Annotated in this window: 18 protein-coding genes; 3 read left to right on the forward strand and 15 right to left on the reverse strand. The window is 64.2% G+C overall.

Annotated elements, in window-relative coordinates; genetic code table 11:
* Nucleotides 1-7 precede the first annotated feature (7 nt).
* Nucleotides 8-535, reverse strand: a complete 528-nt coding sequence (locus ABOC32_RS24655) for a YceD family protein (RefSeq protein WP_234229774.1) — start codon at nucleotides 533-535, stop codon at nucleotides 8-10.
* A 95-nt stretch (nucleotides 536-630) separates the two neighbouring features.
* Here ABOC32_RS24655 and ABOC32_RS24660 point away from each other — a divergent pair, with 95 nt between their 5' ends.
* Nucleotides 631-1209 (forward strand): Maf family protein, encoded by a 579-nt coding sequence (locus tag ABOC32_RS24660; protein ID WP_426809225.1) that lies wholly within the window; start codon nucleotides 631-633, stop codon nucleotides 1207-1209.
* Between the two features lie 74 nt (nucleotides 1210-1283).
* Here the strand turns inward: ABOC32_RS24660 and ABOC32_RS24665 are convergent, their stop codons facing one another.
* From ABOC32_RS24665 to rluC, 3 genes are read right to left on the reverse strand one after another with little or no spacing between them, the layout of a single operon-like run.
* Complete coding sequence (locus tag ABOC32_RS24665) at nucleotides 1284-2273, reverse strand: S49 family peptidase (protein WP_043200395.1); 990 nt, start codon at nucleotides 2271-2273, stop codon at nucleotides 1284-1286.
* Nucleotides 2274-2279: 6 nt separating this feature from the next.
* Complete coding sequence (locus ABOC32_RS24670; protein ID WP_426809226.1) at nucleotides 2280-2954, reverse strand: HAD family hydrolase; 675 nt, start codon at nucleotides 2952-2954, stop codon at nucleotides 2280-2282.
* Between the two features lie 3 nt (nucleotides 2955-2957).
* Nucleotides 2958-3914, reverse strand: a complete 957-nt coding sequence (gene rluC / locus ABOC32_RS24675; RefSeq protein WP_016500900.1) for a 23S rRNA pseudouridine(955/2504/2580) synthase RluC — start codon at nucleotides 3912-3914, stop codon at nucleotides 2958-2960.
* Nucleotides 3915-4707: 793 nt separating this feature from the next.
* Between rluC and rne the strand changes: the two genes are divergently transcribed.
* Nucleotides 4708-7977, forward strand: a complete 3270-nt coding sequence (rne, locus tag ABOC32_RS24680; RefSeq protein ID WP_426809227.1) for a ribonuclease E — start codon at nucleotides 4708-4710, stop codon at nucleotides 7975-7977.
* 320 nt (nucleotides 7978-8297) lie between these two features.
* Here the strand turns inward: rne and murB are convergent, their stop codons facing one another.
* The 8 genes from murB to ABOC32_RS24720 form a co-directional block, all read right to left on the reverse strand.
* Nucleotides 8298-9317 carry a UDP-N-acetylmuramate dehydrogenase gene (gene murB / locus ABOC32_RS24685; protein WP_426809228.1) on the reverse strand — a complete coding sequence of 340 codons (1020 nt, stop codon included), beginning with the start codon at nucleotides 9315-9317 and terminating at the stop codon, nucleotides 8298-8300.
* Complete coding sequence (locus tag ABOC32_RS24690; protein ID WP_258911452.1) at nucleotides 9314-9778, reverse strand: low molecular weight protein-tyrosine-phosphatase; 465 nt, start codon at nucleotides 9776-9778, stop codon at nucleotides 9314-9316. Before ABOC32_RS24690 ends, murB begins: the two co-directional genes overlap by 4 nt.
* Nucleotides 9778-10542, reverse strand: a complete 765-nt coding sequence (gene kdsB, locus ABOC32_RS24695) for a 3-deoxy-manno-octulosonate cytidylyltransferase (protein WP_086978034.1) — start codon at nucleotides 10540-10542, stop codon at nucleotides 9778-9780. The genes ABOC32_RS24690 and kdsB overlap by 1 nt, the downstream gene beginning before the upstream one ends.
* Complete coding sequence (locus ABOC32_RS24700) at nucleotides 10539-10724, reverse strand: Trm112 family protein (RefSeq protein WP_003247142.1); 186 nt, start codon at nucleotides 10722-10724, stop codon at nucleotides 10539-10541. Before ABOC32_RS24700 ends, kdsB begins: the two co-directional genes overlap by 4 nt.
* Before the next feature lie 44 nt (nucleotides 10725-10768).
* Nucleotides 10769-11770 carry a tetraacyldisaccharide 4'-kinase gene (gene lpxK, locus ABOC32_RS24705; RefSeq protein ID WP_426809229.1) on the reverse strand — a complete coding sequence of 334 codons (1002 nt, stop codon included), beginning with the start codon at nucleotides 11768-11770 and terminating at the stop codon, nucleotides 10769-10771.
* The gene (locus ABOC32_RS24710; RefSeq protein ID WP_086978036.1) at nucleotides 11770-12204 is read right to left on the reverse strand and encodes an ExbD/TolR family protein; all 435 of its coding nucleotides are present in this window, start codon (nucleotides 12202-12204) and stop codon (nucleotides 11770-11772) included. The genes lpxK and ABOC32_RS24710 overlap by 1 nt, the downstream gene beginning before the upstream one ends.
* Nucleotides 12201-12836: a MotA/TolQ/ExbB proton channel family protein gene (locus ABOC32_RS24715; RefSeq protein ID WP_028614013.1), complete on the reverse strand. Its 636-nt coding sequence runs from the start codon at nucleotides 12834-12836 to the stop codon at nucleotides 12201-12203. The genes ABOC32_RS24710 and ABOC32_RS24715 overlap by 4 nt, the downstream gene beginning before the upstream one ends.
* 390 nt (nucleotides 12837-13226) lie before the next feature.
* A complete protein-coding gene (locus tag ABOC32_RS24720; protein ID WP_426809230.1) occupies nucleotides 13227-15440 on the reverse strand; it encodes a DNA internalization-related competence protein ComEC/Rec2 in 2214 nt (737 codons plus the stop codon).
* Between the two features lie 142 nt (nucleotides 15441-15582).
* Here ABOC32_RS24720 and ABOC32_RS24725 point away from each other — a divergent pair, with 142 nt between their 5' ends.
* Entirely contained in the window at nucleotides 15583-16221 is a 639-nt protein-coding gene (locus tag ABOC32_RS24725) for a DUF2062 domain-containing protein (RefSeq protein ID WP_426809231.1), read from the forward strand.
* Here ABOC32_RS24725 and ABOC32_RS24730 read toward each other — a convergent pair.
* The 3 genes from ABOC32_RS24730 to ABOC32_RS24740 all read right to left on the reverse strand — a co-directional run bounded on the left by ABOC32_RS24730 (nucleotide 16105) and on the right by ABOC32_RS24740 (nucleotide 18571).
* Nucleotides 16105-16884 carry an ABC transporter permease gene (locus ABOC32_RS24730; protein ID WP_016500910.1) on the reverse strand — a complete coding sequence of 260 codons (780 nt, stop codon included), beginning with the start codon at nucleotides 16882-16884 and terminating at the stop codon, nucleotides 16105-16107. The genes ABOC32_RS24725 and ABOC32_RS24730 overlap by 117 nt on opposite strands.
* Nucleotides 16881-17813: an ABC transporter ATP-binding protein gene (locus ABOC32_RS24735; protein ID WP_019473812.1), complete on the reverse strand. Its 933-nt coding sequence runs from the start codon at nucleotides 17811-17813 to the stop codon at nucleotides 16881-16883. Before ABOC32_RS24735 ends, ABOC32_RS24730 begins: the two co-directional genes overlap by 4 nt.
* Nucleotides 17814-17947: 134 nt before the next feature.
* Nucleotides 17948-18571, reverse strand: coding sequence for a glutathione S-transferase (locus ABOC32_RS24740; protein ID WP_426809232.1), 624 nt, complete (start codon nucleotides 18569-18571; stop codon nucleotides 17948-17950).
* Between the last annotated feature and the right edge of the window lie 165 nt (nucleotides 18572-18736).

The following is an 18736-nucleotide window of genomic DNA, read 5'->3' on the forward strand; positions in this document are numbered from 1 at the left end:
TTAACTCCTAAACGTTTGGGTCACGCTTTAACTGCGCCAAAACACTGAACGGGTTGGACCGCGATACCTCGTCCTTGCTCGATTCGGGCTCGTCTGCGCCCGCCGGCTGCTGGCATTCTTCCGGATGGTGAGCAGGCACGATTGGCAAGGCGAGCAGAAGCTCCTCCTCGGCCAATGCCTGCAGATCCAAAGGATCTTCGCCCAGTTCCAGCACGTCATAGCCTTTCGGCAACGACTGGGTATTCGCACCCTCCTTCACCACAGCGTATGTACATTCGCTGTGGATCGGCAGGGTGACCAGCTCAAGACAACGCTGGCAAACCATCTTGACCTCGACGTTCAGCTCGGTGTGGATAACCACCACGTGCTGTTCATCTCGTTCAAAATCGAACTTCGCCTGCACCGTACCGACATTGTCGGAAAGCGGGTCGCAGAGTCTTTCCAAATCAGCGAGTTGCAGCGAACCGGTAAGGGTTACGCCACGATCGGCTAACTTGCGCGGGTCAACGTGAGGTGGAATCGGGTCATTCAACATAGGCGCAGCATTCTAGGGATGCCCCCCGTCCCTGTCAAAGGAAATTCGGCGGCATCGTGCGTGATAGGATTGGTTCAACCGAAACGGAGTCTACCATGCTTCCTTTGTTACTGGCTTCCAGCTCTGCCTATCGCCGCGAACTGCTGACACGCCTGCGCCTGCCCTTCACCTGGGCAAGCCCCGATATAGACGAACAGCGACGGGATGACGAACCCGCCGTGGACCTGGTGCGCCGGCTGGCCAGGCAAAAGGCCGAAGCCTTGGCGGGCAGCCACCCCGGGCACCTGATCATCGGTTCAGACCAGGTTGCGGTACTGGGCGAACAGGTGCTGGGCAAACCCCACACGTTCGAACGGGCCTGCGAGCAACTGCTGGAGTGCAGCGGGCAGCAGGTGAGTTTTTTGACCGGCTTGGCATTATTGAACAGCACCACCGGCCAGTGCCAAGTGGATTGCGTGCCGTTTACCGTAACGATGCGCGAACTGAGCCGCGAGCGAGTAGAGCGCTATGTCGCAGCGGAACAGCCGCTGGATTGCGCAGGGAGCTTCAAGGCAGAGGGATTGGGGGTGAGTTTGTTCCAGAGCACGCACGGGTGCGATGCCACCAGCCTGATCGGGCTGCCCCTGATTCGGCTGGTGGACATGCTGACCAAGGAAGGGGTGGTGGTTCCTTGAGATCATGGGGCTGCTTTGCAGCCCTTCGCGGGCATGCCCGCTCCCACAAGGGGCGCAAAGCGCCCCCAGCGGCTTCAGCGCAACTGCGGCCCCTGGAACCCCATCCACATCGCCAGATGCTCAGCCACGCTGGCACCTACGCGCTTGGAGAACCGGTCGAAAGGCGATTCCTGAACAGTGAAGTCCACCAGCTCCTTTTCGCCAACGATCTCGCGGGCCACATAGCTGGCACTGCCCAACCCGTCTACCAGGCCCAACGCCTTGGCCTGCTCACCCGACCAGACCAGGCCACTGAACAGCTCCGGGTGCTCTTTGTCTTTCAGGCGCTCGCCCCGCCCCTGCTTGACCATGGCAATGAACTGCTGGTGCGTGGTATCCAGCACACCCTGCCAAAACCGGGTTTCTTCGGGCTTTTCAGGCGAGAACGGATCGAGGAAGGCCTTGTGCTCGCCCGAAGTGTAGGAACGCCGCTCCACGCCCAGCTTCTCCATGGTACCGACAAAGCCATAACCGGCCGCCGTCACACCAATGGAGCCCACCAGACTGGCTTTATCGGCATAGATTTCGTCCGCCGCACTGGCAATGTAATAGGCACCAGAAGCGCCAAGATCCGCAATGACCGCATACAGCTTGATCGCCGGGTATTCAGCACGCAGGCGGCGGATTTCGTCGTACACGTAACCTGCCTGCACCGGGCTGCCACCCGGGCTGTTGATGCGCATCACCACGGCCTTGGTCTTGCTGTCCTTGAACGCGTCGCGCAGGCTCTTGACGATGTTGTCGGCGCTGGCGCCCTCCTGGTCGGCAATCACCCCGCGCACCTCGACCAGCGCGGTATGGCTGGCACTGCGCGATGCCGCCTTGTCCATGTCCATCAGCGGCGTGAACAGCGCCAGGAAGCCGAACAGGTAGACGAATGTCAGCAGCTTGAAGAAGATCCCCCAGCGCCGCGACCGACGCTGCTCCTGCACGCTGGCCAGCAAGGTCTTTTCCAGCAGCTTCCAGCTCTTGCGCTCTTCGCGCTCATCGGGTTCGGCCTCGGGGGCTTTCCATTCGTCTGCCATGCTTACCTACCTTGGAAGTGGAATTGGGGAACCAGCCAGCCACTCGCGCAGCTGGGAAAAGTGATCGATGCACACCTGCGGACCGAACTCGGCCAGCGCCTGCAGCGACATGGCACCATAGCCCACCGCCACCGAATGCATGCCGGCATTGCTGGCCATCTGCAAGTCGAACGCCGAATCTCCGACCATCAGCGCACGCCCCGGTTCGACGCCGCAATGACCGAGGATTTCCTCGAGCATCAGCGGGTGCGGCTTGCCACGGGTTTCGTCGGCAGCGCGGGTGATGTCGAAGTACTGCTCCCAACCATTGGCCTTGAGCACCCGGTCCAGCCCGCGACGCGCCTTGCCGGTGGCCACCGCCATGCGGTAACCCTCGGCACGGAAGGCATCCAGCGACTCGACCACACCCTCGAACAGCGGCGAAGGCTGCTGGTCCAGCGCCATGTAGATATCGGCATAGTGCTGACGGAAGCGCTCGACCTGTTCAGGCGCCAGGTGCGGGTACAGAGTATGGATCGCCTCACCGAGGGCCAGACCGATGATGCCCTTGACCGCATCGTCGCTGCATTGCGCCTCGCCGGCACGCTCGGCGGCGGCATTCATGGCCTCGACAATACGCCCGATGGAGTCGGCCAGGGTACCGTCCCAGTCGAAGATCAGTAGCTCATAGCCTTTCTTCATAGGTCAGGACGCACTCAGACGTTCAATGGTTTTCGCCCACACTTCGTCCACAGGCGCTTCGAGCTTCAGCTCACCACCGTCCGGCAACGGCACGGTCAGCGCATAAGCGTGCAGGAACAGACGTTTGCCCCCCAGATCACGAATTTCTCGGCTGAAGTCTTCGTCACCGTACTTGCTGTCACCGGCAATCATGTGCCCGGCATGCAGGGTGTGCACGCGGATCTGGTGGGTACGCCCAGTGATCGGACGGGCCTCGACAATGGTGGCGAACTCGCCAAAGCGGCGCAGCACGCGGAACAGGGTCAACGCTTCCTTGCCCTCCTCGTTCACTTCGACCATGCGCTCGCCGGAGCGCAGGTTGCTCTTGAGCAACGGGGCATTTACCTGCTTCTTCGAGGTCGGCCAGTGGCCACGCACCAGCGCCATGTAGCGCTTGTCGACACCATCGCCGCGCAAGGCGGCATGCAGGTGGCGCAGCATGCTGCGCTTCTTGGCGATCATCAGCAGGCCGGAGGTGTCACGATCCAGGCGGTGTACCAGCTCCAGCTCCTTGGCGTCAGGGCGCAGCTGGCGCAGCGCCTCGATCACGCCAAAGCTCAGGCCGCTGCCGCCATGCACGGCAATGCCGGACGGCTTGTTCATCACGATCAGCGCCTTGTCTTCGTAGACAATGGCCGCCTCAAGGCGCTGCAGCAGGCCCTGGGCCACCGGTGCCGGCTCGTCACGTTCCGGCAGGCGGACGGGCGGTACCCGCACGATGTCGCCGGCCTGGATCTTGTACTCAGGCTTTACCCGCCCCTTGTTCACCCGCACTTCACCCTTGCGCAGGATGCGGTAGACCAAAGTCTTGGGCACGCCCTTGAGGGCCGTGATGAGGAAATTATCGATGCGTTGGCCGGCAAGCTCCGGCGCGACTTCGATCAGCTGTACGCCGGAAGTCGGAGGGGTATTGGTCGTCATTGCGGGATCATAACAATTTTTTATGGAATTGAAGCACTTAATCATTGCTGCTATAGTCGCGAACGCCGCCAAAAGCGGCAGGCCAGCGGCACCAGGCTTTCAGCCGGCCCTGACCAACGCAATTCTCCAGGACGCGAGGCCGTCCTACGGGGTTTTCGCCAGTTTACCGAATTGCCTGGAATCGCCACCAGCGCTGTGTAGAGAAGAGCGAAAAAAAACGACAAGCGCGGTGTTTCACCTGCTTACCCGATTCTTTTCGCAGTACCTCTGCCCGCGAGTCGCTTCCACGCAACGCACGGCGAATGCTTCGGAAATACCTGCCTTGGACATGAATGGCGCCAGTGCAGTACCTGCAGTGGCGAAAAATGCAACCCGTTGCGGATTCAGCGCGCGGCAGCACCCGAATTATCAGGGATACGTGCAGGGTGGAGATGCACAGCCCTCGGACCGTGTAGCACCGCGTCCGGCCACCAGCCACTGACGGCTGGCGAGCGGATAAGGTCCTGAACAGATGCCCCCGGGCGTCCACGGCTGAAGGTTGATTCCTCCTCCTGACTGAGTGCACAAGGCCCGCTTGGTTGATTCGATATCCATTCGAAGCCACCGGGGCCTTGTTGGCACCGCAGCAAACAGGACGCGTCGTCGCGACAACGGCAGGCTGGGCAACCGGCTGGTGCCGAACGTCGCTCGACACGGGGGTGGCCCGGCCACCCTTTGCGCACCTTGGCACCGACCATGAGACGTCGTGTGTGCCGAACGCCGTTTCCGGCAGCCCGGAAACCGACGGTACAACATGAAAAGAATGCTGATTAACGCAACTCAACCCGAAGAGTTGCGTGTAGCCCTGGTGGACGGCCAACGTCTCTACGACCTGGACATCGAGTCCGGCGCACGTGAGCAGAAAAAGGCCAACATCTACAAAGGCAAGATCACCCGCATCGAACCCAGCCTCGAAGCCGCTTTCGTCGACTTCGGTTCCGAACGTCACGGCTTCCTGCCGCTGAAAGAAATCTCCCGCGAATACTTCAAGAAAGCCCCCGAAGGCCGGGTGAACATCAAGGAAGTGCTCAGCGAAGGCCAGGAAGTTATCGTCCAGGTCGAGAAGGAAGAGCGCGGCAACAAAGGCGCCGCCCTCACCACCTTCATCAGCCTGGCTGGCCGCTACCTGGTGCTGATGCCCAACAACCCGCGTGCCGGTGGCATCTCCCGCCGCATCGAAGGCGAAGAGCGCAACGAACTGCGCGAAGCCCTGAACGGCCTGACCGTACCGGGCGACATGGGCCTGATCGTGCGCACTGCCGGCCTTGGCCGCAGCAGCGAAGAAATGCAGTGGGACCTCGACTATCTGCTGCAGCTGTGGACCGCCATCAAGGAAGCGTCCCTGGACCGCGCCGCGCCATTCCTGATCTACCAGGAAAGCAACGTCATCATCCGCGCCATCCGCGACTACCTGCGCCAGGACATCGGTGAAGTGCTGATCGACAGCATCGACGCCCAGGAAGAAGCCCTGACCTTCATCCGCCAGGTGATGCCGCAGTACGCCAGCAAGGTGAAGCTGTACGAAGACAGCGTACCGCTGTTCAACCGCTTCCAGATCGAAAGCCAGATCGAAACCGCCTTCCAGCGCGTGGTCGACCTGCCGTCCGGTGGCTCGATCGTGATCGACCCGACCGAAGCCCTGGTGTCCATCGACATCAACTCGGCGCGCGCCACCAAAGGCAGCGACATCGAAGAAACCGCCCTGCAGACCAACCTGGAAGCGGCCGAGGAAATCGCCCGCCAGCTGCGCCTGCGTGACATCGGCGGCCTGATCGTCATCGACTTCATCGACATGACCCCGGCGAAAAACCAGCGCGCCGTTGAAGAACGTGTGCGCGAGTGCCTGGAAGCGGACCGTGCCCGCGTGCAGGTTGGCCGCATCTCGCGCTTCGGCCTGCTGGAAATGTCCCGTCAGCGCCTGCGTCCGTCGCTGGGCGAAAGCAGCGGCATCGTCTGCCCGCGCTGCTCCGGCACCGGCATCATCCGTGACGTCGAGTCGCTGTCGCTGGCCATCCTGCGCCTGATCGAAGAAGAAGCCCTGAAGGACCGCACCGCCGAAGTCCGCGCACAAGTGCCGATCCCGGTGGCCGCGTTCCTGCTCAACGAGAAGCGCAACTCGATCACCAAGATCGAACTGCGCACCCGTGCCCGCATCATCATCCTGCCGAACGATCACCTGGAAACCCCGCACTTCGAAGTCCAGCGCCTGCGCGACGACAACCCGGAAGTGCTGAACAACCAGTCCAGCTACGAGATCGCCACCACCGAAGCCGAGGAGGCACCGCAGCAGACCGCCACCCGCACCCTGGTTCGCCAGGAAGCAGCGGTCAAGACCGCCCCGGCCCGCACCAACGCGCCGGTACCGGTTGCTGAAGAGCCTCAGGCTGTCGCCCCGGCCGCCCCGGCCCCGAGCGCCCCGGAGCCAAGCCTGTTCAAAGGCTTGGTGAAGTCGCTGGTCAGCCTGTTCGCCGGCAAGGACGAACCTGCCGCTGCTGCACCGGTCGTCGCCGAGAAACCGGCCGCCGAGCGCAGCCCGCGCAACGAGGAGCGCCGCAACGGCCGTCAGCAAAGCCGCAACCGCAACGGCCGCCGCGACGAAGAGCGCAAACCGCGCGAAGAGCGTGCCGAGCGCGCCCCGCGCGAAGAGCGCCAACCACGTGAGGAACGTGCACCGCGCGAAGAGCGTGCGCCACGTGAAGAGCGTGCACCTCGTGAAGAACGCGCCCCACGCGAAGAGCGTGCACCGCGCGAAGAACGCGCCCCACGCCAGCCGCGCGAAGACCGCCGCAGCAACCGCGGCGAAGAGCGCGTGCGCGAACTGCGTGAGCCGCTGGATGCCACCCCGCCCGCCGAACGCGAAGAGCGCCAGCCACGTGAAGAGCGTGTAGCCCGTGAAGAACGTGCGCCACGTGAAGAGCGTGCACCTCGCGAAGAACGTGCTCCGCGTGAAGAGCGCGCACCTCGCGAAGAGCGTGCTCCGCGTGAAGAACGCGCCCCTCGCGAAGAACGTGCGCCTCGTGAAGAGCGCGCGCCACGCGAAGAACGTGCCCCGCGCCCACCACGCGAAGAGCGCCAGCCACGCGTAGCCGAAGAAGCCGCCGAGCAGGCTGCTGAACTGGCCGAAGAGCAACTGCCGAACGAAGAGTTGCTGCAAGACGAACAGGAAGGCACCGATGGCGAGCGCCCGCGCCGCCGCTCCCGTGGCCAGCGTCGTCGCAGCAACCGTCGTGAGCGCCAGCGCAACGCCAATGGCGAGCTGATCGACGGTGGCGAAGAGGAAGAAGGCAGCGAAGAGCAGCCACAACAGCACCAGGCCACCGAGCTGGGTGCCGAACTGGCCGCCGGCCTGGCCGTGACTGCGGCTGTTGCCAGCAGCAACATCAGCGCCGACGCCGAAGCCCAGGCCAACCAGCAGGCTGAACTGGCCACCGCCGAAGTCGCTGCCGTAGCAGAGACCGACAACCGCGACGCCGCCCAGCCGGTCGAGCAGGCTGAAAAGGTCGAGCAGGTTGAAGCTGCCGCCAAGGCTGAAGAAGTTGCCGTGGCCCCAGTGGTCGAGCAGCCAGTCACCGAGCCGGTTGTCGTGGCCGAAGTCACTGCCGAGCCAGTGGTCGAAGTCGCTCCACAACCCGTGGTTGAAGAAGCGCCTGCTGCCGAACCGGTGATCGTCGCCGAAGCACCTGTCGAAGCGCCTGCCGTTGAAGCGGGTGAGATCGAACAGGCTCCGGCCGTGGTTGAAACCGCTCCGGTTACCGAGCAGCCTGCACCGGTTGTCGAAGCCCAGCCAGAAGCAGTGGACGAGCCTGCACCTGTGGTCGTCGAGCCTGCCCCGGTCGAGGCCCCGGTAGAGGTAGAAGCCGCCACCGTCATGCTGGCCAACGGCCGTGCGCCGAACGACCCGCGTGAAGTGCGCCGCCGCAAGCGCGAGGCCGAGGCCGCCGCCAAAGCCGCTCAGGAAGCTGCTGCAGCCTCCCAAGAGCCAGCCCTGGAAGCCGCCGATGAGCACAAGCCTCATCACGGTTGATAGCCAAGGCTGAATGAAAAAGCCCCGCCAGTGCGAATTGGCGGGGCTTTTTCTTGGCCGGGTGTTTCCTGTACCGGCCTCTTCGCGGGTAAACCCGCTCCCACAGGGACCTCACCACCCTCAGGCCCAGTGCAAACCCTGTGGGAGCGGCTTTAGCCGCGAAAGGGCCATCACAGCCAATGAATCAGTAAAGGCATGGCACCGGCTTTGCCGGTGTTCGCGGGTGAACCCGCCCCCCACAGGGACTTCACCACCCTCAGGCTTAGTGTAAACCCTGGGGGAGCGGCTTTAGCCGCGAAAGGGCCAGCACAGGCAATGAATCAATAGAGGTTAGGCTCCATCTCCAGCACCACCCCGAACCGCTCCAGGATATCTGCCTGGATCTGTTGCGCCAGCGTATGCATCTGCGCCCCGCTCGCCTGGCCGTAGTTGACCAGCACCAGCGACTGCAAGCGATGCACGCCCGCATCACCGTCGCGATGGCCCTTCCAGCCCGCCTGCTCGATCAACCAGCCCGCCGCCAGCTTCGCCTGGCCATCGGCCAGAGGATAAGCCACCACTGCCGGGTACTGCGCACGAATACGCTCGACCTGCTCAGCCGACACCACCGGGTTCTTGAAGAAGCTTCCGGCATTGCCGAGCTCCAACGGGTCTGGCAACTTTTCGCGGCGAATGCTGCAAATAGCATCACTGATCGCCTGCGCAGTCGGCTCTGCCACGCCCTGCTCCGCCAGGCGCTGACGCACCGGGCCATAGTCCAGGTGGGCCTGCAGGGTGCGGTTCAAGGCAAAACGCACACGCAGGATCAACCAGCGCCCGGGGTTGCGCTTGAACAGGCTGTCGCGATAACCGAAGGCACATTCTGCCAAACCGAAGTCATGCAGTTCGCCCGTCTCGCGGTCCAGGGCGGTCAGGCCGGCAAACACGTCCTTGATTTCCACCCCGTAGGCGCCCACGTTCTGCATCGGCGCGGCGCCCACGGTGCCGGGGATCAGGCTGAGGTTTTCCAGCCCGCAATAGCCCTGCGCCAGTGTCCACTGCACAAATGCATGCCACGGCTCACCAGCCTCGGCCTCGACCACGATGTGTTCACCATCGTCGCTGAGCACGCGGCGGCCACGGCTGGCCATGTGCAGCACCAGCGCGTCGATATCGCGAGTCAGCAGCAGGTTGCTGCCACCACCGATCACCAACACCGGCAGGCCGCGCTGTTGCGCCTGGCCCAGTGCCTGACGCACCTGCTGGTCATCCTGCGCCTGGCTGAAGTAACGCGCCTTCACGTCGATGCCGAAGGTGTTGTACGGCTTGAGCGATACCTGCTCCTGCCACTGCCCTGTCATAGCCGCCCCTTGATTTCCAGCACCAGCGCCTGGCAGGCCGCCTCGACCAGGTCGAGCACCTGCTCGAAGCCGTCGGCGCCGCCGTAATAGGGATCAGGCACTTCATCCAGCACCGAGCCATAGCGGCGCAGGAATAGGTCGAGCTCGCCCACTGCGGTGTGCGGGCGCAGGGCGCGCAGATCGCGCAGGTTGCTCTCGTCCATGGCCAGGATCAGGTCATACTCGGCAAAATGCGCCGCCTTGACCTGCTGGGCACGCTGCGGCGACAGGTCGTAACCACGCGCCAGTGCCGCCTTGCAGGTGCGGCTGTCTGGCGCCTTGCCGACATGCCAGTCGCCGGTGCCGGCAGAAGCCACTTGCACCCGATCGGCAAGCCCGGCGGCCTGCAATTGATGGCGCAGCACGCCTTCGGCGGTAGGTGAGCGGCAGATATTGCCCAGGCAGACGAACAGGACGCGCATCAAGCCTCCAGCAAGCGCCGTACGCGCTCCAGGTCTTCAGGGGTATCAACGCCCACGGCAGGCGCCTCGATGGCGTCCTCGACGTGAATGCGCACGCCGTGCCACAAGGCACGCAGCTGCTCCAGCGCTTCGGTCTGTTCAAGCCCGCATGGGCCCCAACCGACAAAATCCTGCAAGAAGCCGACACGGTAGGCGTACATGCCGATGTGGCGGCGATACGGCACGCCTTCTGGCAACACGTTGCGGTCCTTGGCAAAGGCATCGCGGGCCCAGGGCAGCGGCGCGCGACTGAACGTCAGCGCCAGGCCGTGCTTGTCGCTCACCACCTTGACCGCGTTGGGGTTGAACACGGTTTCCGGCTCATGAATCGGCTCGGCCAGGGTGGCGATGCCAGCTTCCGGGTGCGCAGCCAGGTTAGCCGCCACCTGGTCGATGATCACCGGCGGGATCAGCGGCTCGTCGCCCTGCACGTTGACCACGATGGCATCAGCCGGCAAGCCCAGGTGCGCGGCCACTTCGGCCAGGCGGTCGGTGCCCGACTCATGGTCGGCGCGGGTCATCAGCACTTCGGCGCCGAACGCCTGGCAGGCTTCAAAAATGCTGCTGTCGTCGGTGGCGATGACCACACGGCTGGCAGCACTTTTGCGCGCCTGCTCCCACACATGCTGCACCATCGGCTTGCCGGCAATCGCCAGCAGCGGCTTGCCTGGCAGGCGTGTGGAGCGCAGCCGGGCAGGAATCACCACGGTGAAGTCCAGGCTCATTTGTCCAGACGCTCGTCGTCAGTCAGGGTACGCGCCTCGCTTTCCAGCATCACCGGGATGCCGTCGCGGATCGGGTAGGCCAGGCCGGCGCCCTTGCTGATCAGCTCGGTCTTGTCGGCGCTGAGCTTGAGCGGGCCCTTGGTAATCGGGCAGGCCAGGATATCGAGCAGTTTGGTGTCCATTGGAGGCTTCCTTTAGGCCAGGTGGCCGGAAATTGAAAACGGGCTCAGGGCTTGCGCAGCAGGCGCTGCAGCTGGTTGTCGAACCAGGCGCTGAAAGCCGGCGTGGGCTGCGCCTCGACGGCCAGGTACCACCAGTCGTCAGCGGCGAAGGCCCGGCATTTCACCGCATCCTTCTCGGTCATTACCAGCGGCAGCGGCGGGCTGAAGGCCAGGCTCTGGGCGCTGAACTGCGCATGGTCGGCGAAGGGGTGCGGCACCGGCTGCCAGTTTAGCCCCAGCAGGGTGTTGAAGAAACGTTGCGGGTTGCCGATACCGGCCACCGCGTGCAGGCGCTGGCCTGCGGGAAAATGGTCGAGGGCACGACGCTCGCCGCTGCGCAGGTTGACCAGGGCGGACGGCTGCAGGCAGAAGCCAAAACCATCGGCGCGGTCGGCACTGGCACCGTTGTACAGCACTGCGTCAGCATCCTGCAGGCGTTCGGCGGGCTCGCGCAAAGGGCCGGCCGGCAGGCAGCGGCCATTGCCCAGGCCGCGGGCGGCATCGATCAGTACCAGTTCCAGGTCGCGGGCCAGGCGGTAGTGCTGCATGCCGTCGTCGCACAGGATCAGGTCGAGCGGTTCGCTGGCCAGCAACGCCTGGACGGCACGGGAACGGTCGGGGTCGATCATCAGCGGCACGCCGGTGCGCTGCACGATCAGCAGCGGTTCATCGCCCGCCTGGTCGGCCGGCTGGTCGGCCTGCACCCGCCAGGGCAACTGCGGCGGCTTGGCACCATAGCCACGGCTGACCACGCCCACCTTCAGCCCCTGCTGGCGGCAGTGTTCGATCAGCCAGAGGATCATCGGCGTCTTGCCGGTGCCGCCCACGGTGATGTTGCCCACCACGATGACCGGCACTGGCGCCCGATAGCTGGCACTTTGGCCACTGAGAAAACGCGCCCGCTTGCGCGTGACCACGCGGCGGTACAACGCCTCCAGCGGGCGCAGCAGCGCCAGCGCTGGGTGCCCGGCGTACCAGGCGGCGAGCAAACGGTCGGCGAAAGCCATCAAGGCGTGCCCTGGGCCGCCTCGACGGTGGTCATGCGCAACTGGCTGAAACCGAGCTTGCCGGCGGCGTCCATTGCGGTGACCACAGCCTGGTGCGGGGTCTTGCCGTCGGCGCTGATGGCCAGCGGCAGCTTGTTGTCGCCGCCCGACTCACGCTCGATGGCTTCGCTCAAGGTGGCCAGGTCGCTTTTGGGCAGCAGGTGGTTGTTCACCGAATACACGCCTTCGGCGCTGATGGTGATTTCCACCAGCTTGTCCTGGTCGGCCGGCGCCTGCTCGGCGCTGGCCGCTTCGGGCAGCTCGACGCGCAGCTGGGTCTCGCGGGTAAAGGTGGTGGTGACCACGAAGAACAGCAGCAGGACGAACACCACGTCGATCAGCGACGCCAGGTTGATGTCGACATTCTCCCGCTGGCGATTGCGCCGGAACTTCACGCCTTGCCTCCGGCCACTTCCACTTCACGGTCGCCCTGGATCACTTCCACCAGTTTGATCGCCTCTTGTTCCATGCCCACCACCAGCTCATCGATGCGGCGCAGCAGGAAGCGGTGGAAGAACACTGCCGGGATACCGACCATCAGGCCGGCCGCAGTGGTGACCAGGGCCTTGGAGATACCCCCCGCCAGCACAGAGGCATTGGCGGTCATCTGCGAGCCCATGAAGGCGCTGAAGATGTCGATCATGCCCAGCACGGTGCCCAGCAGGCCCAGCAACGGGGCCATGGCGGCGATGGTGCCGAGGGTGCTGATGTAGCGCTCCAGTTCGTGGATGACGCGCGAGGCGGCTTCCTCGATGCACTCTTTCATGATTTCGCGGCCATGACGCGAGTTGGCCAGGCCTGCGGCAAGGATTTCACCCAATGGCGAATCGGCGCGCAGGGCCTTGAGCTTGTCACTGGTCAGTTGCTTGTCCTTGATCCACATCCATACCTGGCCCAGCAGGTGCGGCGGGGTGACGCGACTGGCGCGCAGGGTCCACAGGCGCTCGACGACGATAGCCATGGCAGCGATGGAACTCAGAATGATCGGCAGCATCATCCAACCACCGGACTTGACCAATTCCCACACAGTAAACGCCCCTTCGGAAAAAGGCCGCCACTCTATCACAGGCGCGCCGGGCGCTCATCTGCCGGAGGTCAGGGAATTGGGTTGGGGCTGACAGGTGCTTGCCGTTACATGTTCAGCGCCTATGAGATCGAGCGCCGCCCGCGCGGCGCATCGCGAGCTGCGCTCGCTCCTACGTTTGTTTCGGGCCAGTCATGCCTGTGACAGGCGCGCGCGACAGCCTTGTTTGTGTGACACGATATCGCGCCATGCGCAAAGGGTTCGCGCGCAAATGGCGCAGGAATAATTGGCCCGAAACAAACGTAGGAGCGAGCGCAGCTCGCGATGCGCCGCGCGGGCGGCGCTCGATCTCATAGGCGCTGAACATGTAAAGGCGGACACCTAGCAGCCCCCCTAATCCAGTTGAGCCCGCCAGAACCGCCGGTGCCCCCGAACACCCTCAACCTCCCCCTGCTGCCCCAACACCAACCGCAATGCCCCGTCCACCGCCGTGTCATGCACCACCATCCCATGCCGCCGATAACGCTCCACCACCTGCACATGCGGGTGCCCGAAGCTATTGTTACGCCCCCGCGAAATCAACACCCCGCGCGGTGCGGTAGCGCGGATGAACGCCTCGGTGGACGAACTGCGGCTGCCATGGTGCGGTGCCTGCAACCAGTCGATACGCGGCGCTTCAGTCTCTGCCAGCCAGGCCCGTTCGGCGGCCGCCTCCATGTCCCCCGCCAGCAGCAAGCGTTCGCCCTGCGCCTCTACCAGCAAGACACAGGAGCGGTCATTGCTGCTCTGCCCGTCCGCCCAGCGCCACAGCGAAAAATGCACGCCATCCCAGTCCCATTGCTCGCCACTGGCACAAGGCTGCAACGGCACATCTTCCAGCGCTTCCCCGCCGATCAGCCGCCTGACCGGCAGACCACGCTGTATCGCCGCAGCACCGCCCGCATGGTCGGCATGGGCATGGCTGATCACCATCATGTCCAGGCCGCCCACCCCCAGCTTGCGCAAGGTCGGCAGCACCACCCGCTCGCCCAGGTCGGTCTCGCCTCTGGCCGGCCCGGCGTCGTACAGCAGGCTGTGATGCCGGGTACGCAACAGCACCGCCAGCCCTTGGCCAACGTCCAGTTGCCAGACCTCGACCTGCCCGAGCGGCACCGGCTCCCTGGGCACCCACAGGGCCAGCAGCATCACCCCACCCAACCCGCGCAACGGCACACCACGGGGCAGCAAAACCAACAGCGCGCCCAGGCACACCAGCAACCAGGCCCACAACGGCAAAGCCGGCGGCACCCATGCCGGGCGCTGCTGCGCCACCAGCGCCAGCAGCCGGAACAGCCCATCCAGCAAGCCACCCGCTAGCCACAGCAGCGCCTCCCCTACCCCGCCTAGCGGCAGCAACAGCGTCCCCAGCAACGCCAGCGGCAACACCGCCAGGCTGACCCAAGGCACCGCCACAAGATTCGCCAGTGGCGCACTCAGGCTCACCGGCAAGCCTGTAGCCAGCAGCACCGGCAGCAAACCAATGGCAATGACCCATTGCGCGCGCGTCCAGGCCTGCCAGGGCCGCCAACCGCCCAAACGGGCGCTGAAGCAATAAATGAGCGTGGCCACGGCGGCAAACGACAGCCAGAACCCAGGCAGCAGCGCCGCCAGCGGTTCGACCAGCAGCACCGCGACCAGCGCCAGCAATAGCGGCAGCATTGCGCCGAGGTGGCGAAAGCGCAGGCGCCACAGCAACACTACCGCCAACATCAGACAGGCGCGCTGCACCGGCACCCCTGCACCGGCCAGCCAGCCGTAAGCCAGCGCCGCCGCCATGGCCAGGCCACACGCCCACGGCAGCCACGGCAACCTTGCAGGCCACAGCCCCCAACGGGCCAGCCCGGCGACCAGGCCATACAGCAAACCGGCCACCAGGCCGATGTGCTGGCCAGAGATCACCAGCAGGTGCACCGTGCCGGTGGCCTGCAGCGTCTGCCAGTCCTCCCGGGCCAGGCCGGTGCCGTCACCAAGCACCAGTGCCACCAATGCGGCCTGCCGGCCATTGGCTTCGACCGCCAGCAAGCGCTGGCGCAGCACATCGCGCCAACCACCGGTTACCGGCGCCAGTAGCTGCCCGGTTTTTACCGTACCGGTGGCGCCCGCCCGCCGCGCCAGCAGTTGGGCCTCCCGGTCGGGCCCATGGGGGTTGAGCAGCCCGGCCGGGCGCTGCAAGGTCACGGCCAGCCGCCACTGCTCACCCGCCCGCAGCGGCGGCCCGTCAAACCAGCTCAGTTGCAACCGTTGCGGCAGCTCGGCCCGCCGCGAGCGTGCGGCCTCCAGCTCGAAACGCACGCCTTGCGCCGTGCGAGCTGGCAAGCCGACCACCCGCCCCTCCAGCCACAAGGTGCGGCCATCCAGGCCGGCAGCCAGGCGATCATCCAGGGCGTGCTGAGCAGACCAGCACGCCCAACACAGGCCCAGCAGAAAGCAGCCCAACGGCCAAGCACGGGTAAACAGGCTGACAACAGCGCAGGCCGCCAGGGCTAGCAGCCATCCGACCGATGGCAATACGGGGAGAAAGCCCAGGCACAGCAGCCCGAGCGCGAGCGCAAACATCCCTGTGCGCATGAGGTAGAGCTCCAGAAGGCAAATCACCCCCTGAGGCATAGCTCAATTGCCGGCAAAGCTTGCTCAACAATTGTCACAAACTCTAAACGAGACTGCGCAGGATTAAGGGCATACTGCCCGGATCAACGCTCCGGGAGCCTACATGCCGCGCCGACTTTTCAAACGCTACATGCCGGACCCGACCAGCATTCGGGAACACAAGTCCTTACGCTTTTTCGGCAAGTTGCTGCACGACCCCAACCTCTGGCACCTGAACCGCCATTCGGTGGCACGGGCCATGGGCGTGGGCCTGTTCGCGGCGTTGATTCCCATCCCCATGCAGATGCTGCTGGCGGCGGCGCTGGCAATCCCGGTACGTGGCAACTTGCCGATCGCGGTCAGCCTGGTGTGGCTGACCAACCCGCTGACCATGCCGCCGGTGTTCTTCGTCACCTACATGACCGGCGCCTGGCTGATGCAGGTGCCGCCGCGCACCTTGCCCGACGAACTGACCTTCGAGTGGATCACCGACCAGCTTGCCACCGTGTGGCAGCCGTTCCTGCTGGGTTCGGTGGTGTGCGGGGTGGTGCTGGGCATCGCTGCCTACTTCACCACCCTGCTGTACTGGCGCTGGTGGATTGGCCGGCAGTGGCGCCGGCGCAAGCTCAGATGTTCACAACAGGGCTCATGCGCGCATGCCGCGGCCGCTGACCAGCAGGCGGATGCACAACGTGTAGAGCACCGCGGTGGCCACCAGCATGAAGGTGATCGCCGTGCCAATGCTGATATCCGACACCCCTAGGATGCCGTAGCGGAACGAGTTCACCATGTGCAGCACCGGGTTGGCCAGCGACACGGTCTGCCAGAATGGCGGCAGCAGGTTGATCGAGTAGAACACCCCGCCCAGGTAAGTCAGCGGCGTCAGGACGAAGGTCGGAATGATCGAAATATCGTCGAAGTTGCGCGCAAACACCGCGTTGACGAAGCCCAGCAGCGAGAAGATGGTAGCCGTCAGCAGCACCACGACCACAGTCACACCCAGGTGATGCACCTGCAGGTCGGTGAAGAACATCGACAGAATGGTCACGATCACCCCAACCGCCAGGCCGCGCAGCACCCCGCCCAGCACATAGCCGACCAGAATGGTGTGCGGTGACACCGGCGAAACCATCAGTTCTTCGATCGAGCGCTGGAACTTGCTGCCGAAGAAGCTCGACACCACGTTGCCGTAGGAGTTGGTGATCACCGACATCATGATCAGCCCCGGCACGATGTACTGCATGTAGGTGAAACCACCCATGTCGCCGATCTGCCGGCCAATCAGGTTACCGAAGATGACGAAGTACAAGACCATGGTGATCGCCGGCGGCAGCAAGGTTTGCGGCCAGATGCGCAGGAAGCGCCGCACTTCACGGTAGACGATGGTGTTCAGGGCGACCCAGTTGGTGCGCAGTTCCACACTCATACGGCCACCTTCGACAGGTTTTTTTCCACCAGGGACACAAACAGCTCCTCGAGTCGGTTGGTCTTGTTGCGCAGGCTCTGCACCTCGATGTTCTGCAGCGCCAACTGGCCGAACAGCGCGGTGATGCCGATATCCTTTTCCACTTGCACCTCAAGGGTGTGCGGGGTCAGCAGCCGGCACGGGTAGCCTTGCAGCACCGGCGCACTGGCCAGGTCCTGCTTGATGTCGAGCACGAAGGTTTCGACATGCAGCTTGCCCAGCAACTGGCGCATGCTGGTGTTCTCGACGATGGTGCCGTGGTCGATGATGCCGATGTTGCGGCACAGCTGCTCAGCCTCTTCCAGGTAATGGGTGGTGAGGATGATGGTGATGCCTTTCTGGTTCAGCTCGGTGAGGAAGCTCCACATCGAACGGCGCAGCTCGATGTCCACACCTGCGGTGGGCTCGTCGAGGATCAGCAGGCGCGGCTCGTGGATCAGCGCACGGGCGATCATCAGCCGGCGTTTCATGCCACCGGACAACGAGCGCGACTGCACATCACGCTTGTCCCACAAGCCCAACTGGGTCAGGTACTGCTCGGCGCGTTCCTTGGCCAGCTTGGGCGGAATACCGTAGTAGCCGGCCTGGGTCACGACGATGTCGAAGGTTTTCTCGAACTGGTTGAAGTTGAATTCCTGCGGCACCACGCCCAGGCAACGCTTGAGCGCAGAGGGCTCGCGGTCCAGGTCATGGCCGAACACGTTCACCGTGCCGCTGGTCTTGTTCACCAGGGTGGAGAGGATGCCGATGGTGGTGGATTTGCCGGCGCCGTTGGGGCCAAGCAAGGCAAAGAAGTCGCCTTCGGCAACATCGAGGTCGATGCCTTTGAGGGCCTGGAAGCCATTGCCGTAGGTCTTGGTGAGCTGTCGGATGGACAGGGCGGAACTCATAGCGGGTCACTTACCGAGGAAAAAGGTGCAGGACACGCCAGGTAAAGTCACTGGCGCAGTGAGTGCGGCCAATGGTGCAAGGCCAGGCCGCACAAGTACAGTCACATCTATTGATAATGACTATCGAAGCAGGGTCAGGTGAGCGCGGTCATCACCGCAGCCTGGTAGGCCGGGCGTTGTTTCAGGCGTTCATACCAGGCTTCCAGATGGTACATGGCCGGGCGTTCGATGGGCATTTCGAACCAGGCATAGATGAAGCTACCCAGTGGGATGTCGCCCATGCCGATCTGGTCACCGGACAGGTACGGCTGTTTGGCCAGGGTTTCATCGGCAATGCCCAGCAGCTGGGCGCACTGCTTGTGCGCGGCGTTGATCGCCACCCAGTCGCGCTGGTCTTCCGGGGTGCGCAACAGGCCCCAGAACAGCGGGCGGAACGGTGCGGCAAAGGACGAGGTGGTCCAGTCCATCCATTTGTCGGCCAGGGCACGCTGGCGCGGGTCCTCCAGGTACCAGCCCTGCTCGGCGCCGTACTCGGCGCACAGGTAGCGGACGATGGTGTTGGACTCCCACAGGGTCAGGTTGCCATCTTCGAGCATCGGCACCAGGCCATTGGGGTTGCGGGCGCGGTAGTGCGGCTCGTTGACCACGCCGAAAGCGCCACCGGCGTCGATGGACTCGAAATCAAGGCCCAGCTCCTGGGCGACCCACAGTGCCTTGCGCACATTGCTCGAATTCTTGCGGCCCCAGATCTTCAGCATGGCAACGTCCTTATGAAATGCGGTGGTGGTGCAGTCTACTCCAGACCTTCGCCGCCTGTACCGGCCCTTTCGCGGGCAAGCCCGCTCCCACAGGAATACCGTTGGCTTGAAGATTGTGATGATCCTGTGGGAGCGGGCGTGCCCGCGAAGCGGCCGGCACAGGAA

The sequence above is a fragment of the Pseudomonas sp. WOUb67 genome (assembly GCF_050058005.1).
Lineage (GTDB): Bacteria > Pseudomonadota > Gammaproteobacteria > Pseudomonadales > Pseudomonadaceae > Aquipseudomonas > Aquipseudomonas putida_R.

What these genes read in the sequence shown, in the direction of transcription:
- ABOC32_RS24655 (WP_234229774.1), bottom strand. Translation starts at nt 535, where the DNA reads ATGTTGAATGACCCGATTCCACCTCACGTTGACCCGCGCAAGTTAGCC.
- ABOC32_RS24660 (WP_426809225.1), top strand. Translation starts at nt 631, where the DNA reads ATGCTTCCTTTGTTACTGGCTTCCAGCTCTGCCTATCGCCGCGAACTG.
- ABOC32_RS24665 (WP_043200395.1), bottom strand. Translation starts at nt 2,273, where the DNA reads ATGGCAGACGAATGGAAAGCCCCCGAGGCCGAACCCGATGAGCGCGAA.
- ABOC32_RS24670 (WP_426809226.1), bottom strand. Translation starts at nt 2,954, where the DNA reads ATGAAGAAAGGCTATGAGCTACTGATCTTCGACTGGGACGGTACCCTG.
- rluC (WP_016500900.1), bottom strand. Translation starts at nt 3,914, where the DNA reads ATGACGACCAATACCCCTCCGACTTCCGGCGTACAGCTGATCGAAGTC.
- rne (WP_426809227.1), top strand. Translation starts at nt 4,708, where the DNA reads ATGAAAAGAATGCTGATTAACGCAACTCAACCCGAAGAGTTGCGTGTA.
- murB (WP_426809228.1), bottom strand. Translation starts at nt 9,317, where the DNA reads ATGACAGGGCAGTGGCAGGAGCAGGTATCGCTCAAGCCGTACAACACC.
- ABOC32_RS24690 (WP_258911452.1), bottom strand. Translation starts at nt 9,778, where the DNA reads ATGCGCGTCCTGTTCGTCTGCCTGGGCAATATCTGCCGCTCACCTACC.
- kdsB (WP_086978034.1), bottom strand. Translation starts at nt 10,542, where the DNA reads ATGAGCCTGGACTTCACCGTGGTGATTCCTGCCCGGCTGCGCTCCACA.
- ABOC32_RS24700 (WP_003247142.1), bottom strand. Translation starts at nt 10,724, where the DNA reads ATGGACACCAAACTGCTCGATATCCTGGCCTGCCCGATTACCAAGGGC.
- lpxK (WP_426809229.1), bottom strand. Translation starts at nt 11,770, where the DNA reads ATGGCTTTCGCCGACCGTTTGCTCGCCGCCTGGTACGCCGGGCACCCA.
- ABOC32_RS24720 (WP_426809230.1), bottom strand. Translation starts at nt 15,440, where the DNA reads ATGCGCACAGGGATGTTTGCGCTCGCGCTCGGGCTGCTGTGCCTGGGC.
- ABOC32_RS24725 (WP_426809231.1), top strand. Translation starts at nt 15,583, where the DNA reads ATGCCGCGCCGACTTTTCAAACGCTACATGCCGGACCCGACCAGCATT.
- ABOC32_RS24730 (WP_016500910.1), bottom strand. Translation starts at nt 16,884, where the DNA reads ATGAGTGTGGAACTGCGCACCAACTGGGTCGCCCTGAACACCATCGTC.
- ABOC32_RS24735 (WP_019473812.1), bottom strand. Translation starts at nt 17,813, where the DNA reads ATGAGTTCCGCCCTGTCCATCCGACAGCTCACCAAGACCTACGGCAAT.
- ABOC32_RS24740 (WP_426809232.1), bottom strand. Translation starts at nt 18,571, where the DNA reads ATGCTGAAGATCTGGGGCCGCAAGAATTCGAGCAATGTGCGCAAGGCA.